Genomic DNA, 6,551 nt, shown 5'->3' with positions numbered 1-6,551 from the left:
CCTCCTCCAACCACAACGCACCGGACCCGGCGCCCGTACTCGCATCTACACCGCACGTGATCGCACTCGGTTGCGGCTTACCTTGCGGGCAAAACGCCTGGGGCTTTCGCTGACCGAGGCAAAGGAAATCATCGATCTCTACGACAGTCCCAGGGACACCGGTGTGCAGCTCCGCAAATTCCTGGACGTGCTGGCGGGGCACCGCAAGCAACTGGAGGCCCAGATGGCCGATCTTCAGGCGAACCTGGAGGAGGTGCGGGAACATGAAAGGGAAGCGAGGGCACTGCTCCTCAAGGCGGAAAAGAAGAAATAGGCCATAATTGACGTTTACGTAAACGTAACTCAGCCAAGCCATGCCGATCACGCTGTCTGACCTTGCCCATCCCGACCATGTGCACCGGGTTTCTCAGAGTTTTGCCCTTCAGGGCGCCATGCGCACTTTGGGCGCGCAGCTGGGTCACATTGCCCCGGGCGAGGTCGACATCGAATTGGACTGGGCCGCGTCGCTGACACAACAGCATGGTTTTTTACATGCGGGAATGGTGTCCGCCGCGCTGGATTCCGCCTGCGGATACGCGGCCTTTACCCTGATGCCTGACGAGGCCGCGGTGTTGACAATCGAATTCAAGATCAACCTGTTGGCGCCGGCGCGCGGGCCCCGCTTTCGCATGGAAGGCCGTGTCGTCAAGCCGGGCCGGACCATCACGGTGTGCGAAGGCCGGGCCTACGGTGTTGACGGCAGCCAGGAAAAACTGATCGCCACCATGGGCTGCACGCTCATGTCCGTCATCGGGCGCGATGGCATTGCCGGCTGAACTTCTTCTTCATTAATTCCCAAAATAGGAGACTCCATGACCCTCGCCAGCCTTCCCGGCCTGAATTTCCAACTGGGCGAAGACATTGATGCCTTGCGCGATGCTGTGCGCGATTTCGCGCAAGCCGAGATCGCACCGCGTGCGGCGGAGATCGATCGCACCGACCAGTTCCCCATGGACTTGTGGCGCAAGATGGGCGAGTTGGGCGTGCTCGGCATCACCGTGCCGGAGGCGTACGGAGGTGCGCATATGGGGTATCTCGCGCACATGGTGGCGATGGAAGAAATTTCCCGGGCCAGCGCATCGGTGGGCCTGTCCTACGGCGCCCACAGCAATCTGTGCGTGAACCAGATCAACCGCAACGGTTCCGAAGAGCAAAAGCACAAGTACCTGCCCCGCCTGATCAGTGGCGAGCATGTGGGCGCGCTGGCAATGAGCGAGCCGGGCGCCGGCTCCGATGTGATCAGCATGAAGCTCAAGGCCGAAGACAAAGGCGGCTATTACCTGCTCAACGGCACCAAGATGTGGATCACCAACGGCCCGGACGCCGACACGCTGGTGGTTTACGCCAAGACGGAGCCCGAACTGGGGGCACGCGGCGTCACGGCTTTCCTGATCGAAAAGGGAATGAAGGGCTTCAGCATTGCGCAAAAGCTCGACAAGCTTGGCATGCGGGGAAGCCACACGGGTGAGCTGGTGTTCGAGAATGTCGAAGTTCCAGCGAGCCAGATCCTGGGCACCGTCAACGGTGGTGCCAAGGTTCTCATGAGCGGGCTCGACTACGAACGGGCGGTGTTGACCGGCGGGCCGTTGGGGATCATGCAGGCGGTCATGGACAACGTGGTGCCCTACATCCACGACCGCAAGCAGTTCGGCCAGAGCATCGGCGAGTTCCAGCTGATCCAGGGCAAGGTGGCCGACATGTACACGGTGCTGCAGGCGGGCCGCTCGTTTGCCTACACGGTGGCGAAGAACCTCGACATGCTGGGGACCGACCATGTGCGCCAGGTACGCAAGGACTGCGCGTCCGTCATCCTGTGGTGCGCCGAAAAAGCCACCTGGATGGCCGGCGAGGGTGTTCAGATTTTTGGCGGAAACGGTTACATCAACGAATACCCGTTGGGCCGCTTGTGGAGAGATGCAAAACTCTACGAGATCGGCGCCGGCACCAGCGAAATTCGCCGTATGCTAATCGGCCGCGAATTGTTCGCGGAAACATGCTGATTTGTTGAACAATCTTCGAAAGAACTGACATGGCCGTTCCCGACATCGAACAACTTTTCGTCCACAACCGTGCGTGGGCAGCGCAGATGGAGCGGGAACGTCCCGGGTTTTTCACGGGCCTCATGGCACAGCAAAAGCCCAAATACATGTGGGTCGGCTGTTCCGACAGCCGCGTGCCAGCCAACCAGATCACCGGATTGGAGCCCGGAGAGGTGTTCGTGCACCGCAACGTGGCCAATGTGGTGGTGCCCACCGATCTGAACTGTCTCTCCACCATCCAGTATGCCGTTGACCAGTTGCGGGTCGAACATCTGATGGTGGTCGGCCATTACGGGTGCGGTGGCGTGCTGGCCGCGCTGCAGGATGTGCGTGTGGGCCTGGCGGACAACTGGATCCGCCACGTGAAGGATGTGCGCGACCGCCACCGCGAGCTCATCGCCGCGACGCCGCAGGCGTGGCGCCACGACGTGCTGTGCGAACTCAACGCCATCGAGCAGGTGATGAACGTCGCGCAGACCACCGTGATGCTCGATGCCTGGGCGAGCGGCCAGAACGTCACCCTGCATGCCTGGTGCTACGGCCTCAAGGATGGGTTGATCAAGAACCTGAACCTGGAGGTCTCCGGCACCGAAGGCCTCGACGCGCTTTATCAGGCGGCCGTTGCCGGCATTGCGGCCACCCGCCGCGAGTAAGCTCGCTCTCCTTCGCAGGACGCGGCCCATGTTTCCCCAGCGACTGGATTCCCCCCACGCCTACGCGATCGCCAAGGCGATGATGGATGGCTTCAACCGCCACTATCAGCTGTTCCGCACGGAGTCCGCGCGCGCCAAGCACCGTTTCGAGACGGCCGACTGGCTCGGGCAGCAACGGGCCCAGCGCGAGCGGATCGAGTTCTACGATCTGCGCGTGAAGGAATGCGTGCGACGGCTGGACAAGGAGTTCAACGCGGGCGAGCAGCCCATGGACGTGTGGCACCAAGTCAAGCTGCATTACATCGGCCTGCTCGTGGACCACCACCAGCCCGAGCTGGCCGAGACGTTCTTCAACTCGGTCACGACGAAGATCCTGCACCGCACGCATTTCCACAACGACTTCATCTTCGTGCGGCCGGCCGTGAGCACGGAGTACATCGAAAACGAGGAGCCGGCCGCCCGGCCGACGTACCGCGCCTATTACCCGTCGCCGGACACACTGCACGAGACGTTGGTCCGCATCGTGGACAACTTCCAGCTGCAGCGCGAGTTCGAAGACCTGGACCGCGATACCCGCCATGTGCTGGCAGCGCTCCAGCAGCGCCTGGGGCCACACACCAAGCTGCGCGCCAATTTCCAGGTGCAGGTGCTGTCGGGCCTGTTCTATCGGAACAAGGGCGCCTACCTGGTGGGCAAGGTGATCAACGGCTTCAACGAACTGGCGTTTGCCTTGCCGATCCTGCACGGCAGCGCGGGCCGCCTGGTGATCGATGCGGCCCTGTTCGGCGAGGACGACCTGCAGATGCTGTTCAGCTTCGCGCGGGCGTATTTCATGGTGGACATGGAAATCCCGAGCGCCTACGTGCAGTTCCTGCGCAGCCTGATGCCGCGCAAGCCCCGGGCCGAGCTGTACAACGCGCTGGGCCTGGCCAAGCAAGGCAAGACGCTTTTCTACCGCGACTTCCTGCACCACCTGCGTTATTCCAGCGACCGCTTTCGCATCGCGTCGGGCATCAAGGGGATGGTGATGCTGGTATTCGATCTGCCCAGCTTCCCATTCGTGTTCAAGCTCATCAAGGACTACTACCCGCCGCCGAAGGACACGACGCGCGAGCAGATCCAATCCAAGTACCTGCTGGTCAAGCAGCACGACCGCGTGGGCCGCATGGCCGATACGCTCGAATACAGTGAGGTGGCCTTTCCGCGCGAGCGATTCGAAGACGGGCTGATCGCCGAGATCGAGAAATTCGCCCCGAGCCAGCTGGAGATCAGCGACCGCGACGGCGACGGCCAGATCGAAGTCATCATCAAGCACCTGTACATCGAGCGGCGGATGATTCCGCTCAACATCTACCTGCAGGAGGCCTTCGAGGCCGGCCTGCACGATCCGCGCGCGCGCCAGCAGATGGAGCGCAGCGTGGTCGAATACGGCAATGCGATCAAGGATCTGGTGGCCGCCAACATCTTTCCCGGCGACATGCTGTGGAAGAACTTCGGCGTCACGCGCAACGGCAAGGTGGTGTTCTACGACTACGATGAGATCGAATACCTCACCGACTGCCAGTTCCGCCGCGTGCCCGCGGCGCGCAACGAAGAGGACGAGATGAGCGGCGAGGTCTGGTATGCCGTGGGTCCGCGCGACGTATTCCCGGAAACCTTCGCCCCCTTTTTTGCTCGGCAACGACGCGGTGCGCGATGTGTTCATGCGCCACCACGCCGATCTGCTGGACGCGGACTTCTGGCAGTCGCACAAGGAGCGCATCCAGGCGGGCCATGTGTACGACGTCTTTCCCTATGACAACGAACGGCGGTTCTCGTCCGGGACTGCACCGCCTTCCTGAGCGCCGCCGTGGCCGCACCCTGGCCCATCCCTTCGGCTTTTTTAACCCCTTCCCCCTCTTTTTGCAGGAGCAACAGCATGAGCAGTGATTCCATCGTCATCGTCGGTGCCGCGCGCACCCCCATGGGCGCCTTCCAGGGCGATTTCTCCAGCCTGGCGGCGCACGACCTGGGCGGCGTGGCCATCCGCGCCGCCGTCGAGCGCGCGGGCATCGCGCCGGAGTCGGTCGAAGAGGTGCTGTTCGGCAATTGCCTGATGGCCGGCCAGGGCCAGGCGCCCGCGCGCCAGGCAGGCTTCAAGGGCGGGCTGCCGCAGAGCGCCGGCGCCGTGACGCTGAGCAAGATGTGCGGCTCGGGCATGAAGGCCGCGATGTTCGCGCACGACCTGCTGCTGGCCGGCACGCACGATGTGATCGTCGCCGGCGGCATGGAGAGCATGACCAACGCGCCGTACCTGCTGCAAAAGGGCCGCGGCGGCTACCGCCTGGGCCATGACCGCATCTTCGACCACATGATGCTCGACGGCCTGGAGGATGCCTACGAGCCCGGCCGCTCGATGGGTACCTTCGGTGAGGATTGCGCCGCCAAGTACCAGTTCACGCGCGAGCAGCAGGATGCCTTCGCCGTGGCCAGCGTGCAGCGCGCCAAGGCGGCCAGCGATTCCGGTGCGTTCGCCGACGAGATCGCGCCGGTCACGGTCAAGACCCGCGCGGGCGAGACCGTGGTGTCGGTGGACGAAGGCCCGGGCAAGGTCAAGCTGGACAAGATTCCCCAGCTCAAGCCCGCGTTCAAGAAGGACGGCACCATCACCGCCGCCTCCAGCTCCAGCATCAACGACGGCGCGGCCGCGCTCGTGATGATGCGCGAGTCCACCGCCCTCAAGCTCGGCCGCCAGCCCATCGCCCGCATCGTGGCCCATGCCATGCACGCCCAGGCTCCGGAATGGTTCACCACCGCGCCGGTCGGCGCCACCCAGAAAGCCTTGAACAAGGCCGGCTGGAGCGTGCTGGACGTGGACCTGTGGGAAGTGAATGAGGCCTTTGCCATCGTGCCCATGGCGCTCATGAAAGAGCTAAACGTGTCGCACGACATCGTGAACGTGAACGGCGGCGCCTGCGCCCTGGGCCACCCCATCGGTGCCAGCGGTGCCCGCATCATAGTCACGCTGATCCATGCGCTGAAGGCGCGCGGCAAGAAGCGCGGCCTGGCCACGCTGTGCATCGGCGGGGGCGAAGGCACGGCCGTCGCGCTGGAGCTGATCTGATCGAGGTCCGTGGCGTATTGCTATTAAATATATAGCAATACGCCCTAGAATTGATTGCGGTGGAAGCCGATTGGATACAAGGATTCAGGCAGTGACCCAGACCGTTCTCGTCATCGGCGCATCGCGCGGCATCGGGCTCGAATTCGTGCGGCAGTACCGCGAGGCCGGCTGGCGCGTGATCGCCACCGTGCGCGATGACGCCGGCCGCGAGCGCGTGCAGTCTTTGGGAGCCGAGCCGATGCGCGTGGATGTGGCCGACCCGGCCAGCGTCAGCGGCCTGGCCTGGCTTTTGGACGGCGAAAAGCTCGACGTCGCGCTCTACGTGGCGGGCGTGATCCGCCGGCCCTCGGCGCTCACCCCGCCCACGCGCGAGGATTTCGACGCCGTCATGCGCACCAACGTGCTCGGCGCCATGCAGGCGCTGCTACAGGTCGCGCCCCATGTGGCGATGGCGGGCGGCACCCTGGCGTTCCTGTCGTCCGCCATGTCGCTGATCGGCAGCGTGCCGGGCAGCGATTCGTGGCTGTACCGCACGAGCAAGGCCGCGCTCAACATGGCGGTGGCCGCTGCGCAGCACGACTATCCGGAGGCCACGCTCATCACGCTCGACCCGGGCTGGGTGCAAACCGACATGGGGGGCGAGGGCGCGGCGCTCACGCCCGAGGCGAGCGTGCGCGGCATGCGCGCGGTGCTGGCGGGCGTCACCCCCGGCCGACC

General features: G+C 64.0%; 6 protein-coding genes and 1 pseudogene. All 7 read left to right on the top strand.

Annotated features, from left to right (window positions below; genetic code table 11):
- Window positions 1–313, top strand: a 313-nt coding sequence (locus AC27KI_RS16765) for a MerR family DNA-binding protein (RefSeq protein ID WP_487090199.1), incomplete at its 5' end; no start/stop codon positions are given.
- 40 nt (window positions 314–353) lie between these two features.
- A complete protein-coding gene (locus tag AC27KI_RS16760; RefSeq protein ID WP_487114837.1) occupies window positions 354–815 on the top strand; it encodes a PaaI family thioesterase in 462 nt (153 codons plus the stop codon).
- A 36-nt stretch (window positions 816–851) separates the two neighbouring features.
- On the top strand, window positions 852–2,039 hold the full coding sequence (locus AC27KI_RS16755) for an isovaleryl-CoA dehydrogenase (RefSeq protein ID WP_487114835.1): 1,188 nt from the start codon (window positions 852–854) through the stop codon (window positions 2,037–2,039).
- A 29-nt stretch (window positions 2,040–2,068) separates the two neighbouring features.
- The gene (can, locus tag AC27KI_RS16750; protein ID WP_284429607.1) at window positions 2,069–2,731 is read left to right on the top strand and encodes a carbonate dehydratase; all 663 of its coding nucleotides are present in this window, start codon (window positions 2,069–2,071) and stop codon (window positions 2,729–2,731) included.
- A 28-nt stretch (window positions 2,732–2,759) separates the two neighbouring features.
- Window positions 2,760–4,572, top strand: a pseudogene (gene aceK, locus AC27KI_RS16745) (bifunctional isocitrate dehydrogenase kinase/phosphatase).
- 77 nt (window positions 4,573–4,649) lie between these two features.
- Window positions 4,650–5,834, top strand: a complete 1,185-nt coding sequence (locus AC27KI_RS16740; protein ID WP_487114833.1) for an acetyl-CoA C-acyltransferase — start codon at window positions 4,650–4,652, stop codon at window positions 5,832–5,834.
- Window positions 5,835–5,925: 91 nt separating this feature from the next.
- A partial coding sequence (locus AC27KI_RS16735) for an SDR family oxidoreductase (protein ID WP_487114831.1) occupies window positions 5,926–6,551 on the top strand: 626 nt, incomplete at its 3' end.

The sequence above is a fragment of the Acidovorax sp. KPB24-03 genome (assembly GCF_057546605.1).
The sequence above is the reverse complement of the archived record's forward strand: the minus strand, read 5'-3'. Positions and strand labels throughout refer to the sequence as shown.

Excerpts from the sequence above, each read along its gene's own strand:
- AC27KI_RS16760 (WP_487114837.1), top strand. The coding sequence starts at position 354 with ATGCCGATCACGCTGTCTGACCTTGCCCATCCCGACCATGTGCACCGG.
- AC27KI_RS16755 (WP_487114835.1), top strand. The coding sequence starts at position 852 with ATGACCCTCGCCAGCCTTCCCGGCCTGAATTTCCAACTGGGCGAAGAC.
- can (WP_284429607.1), top strand. The coding sequence starts at position 2,069 with ATGGCCGTTCCCGACATCGAACAACTTTTCGTCCACAACCGTGCGTGG.
- AC27KI_RS16740 (WP_487114833.1), top strand. The coding sequence starts at position 4,650 with ATGAGCAGTGATTCCATCGTCATCGTCGGTGCCGCGCGCACCCCCATG.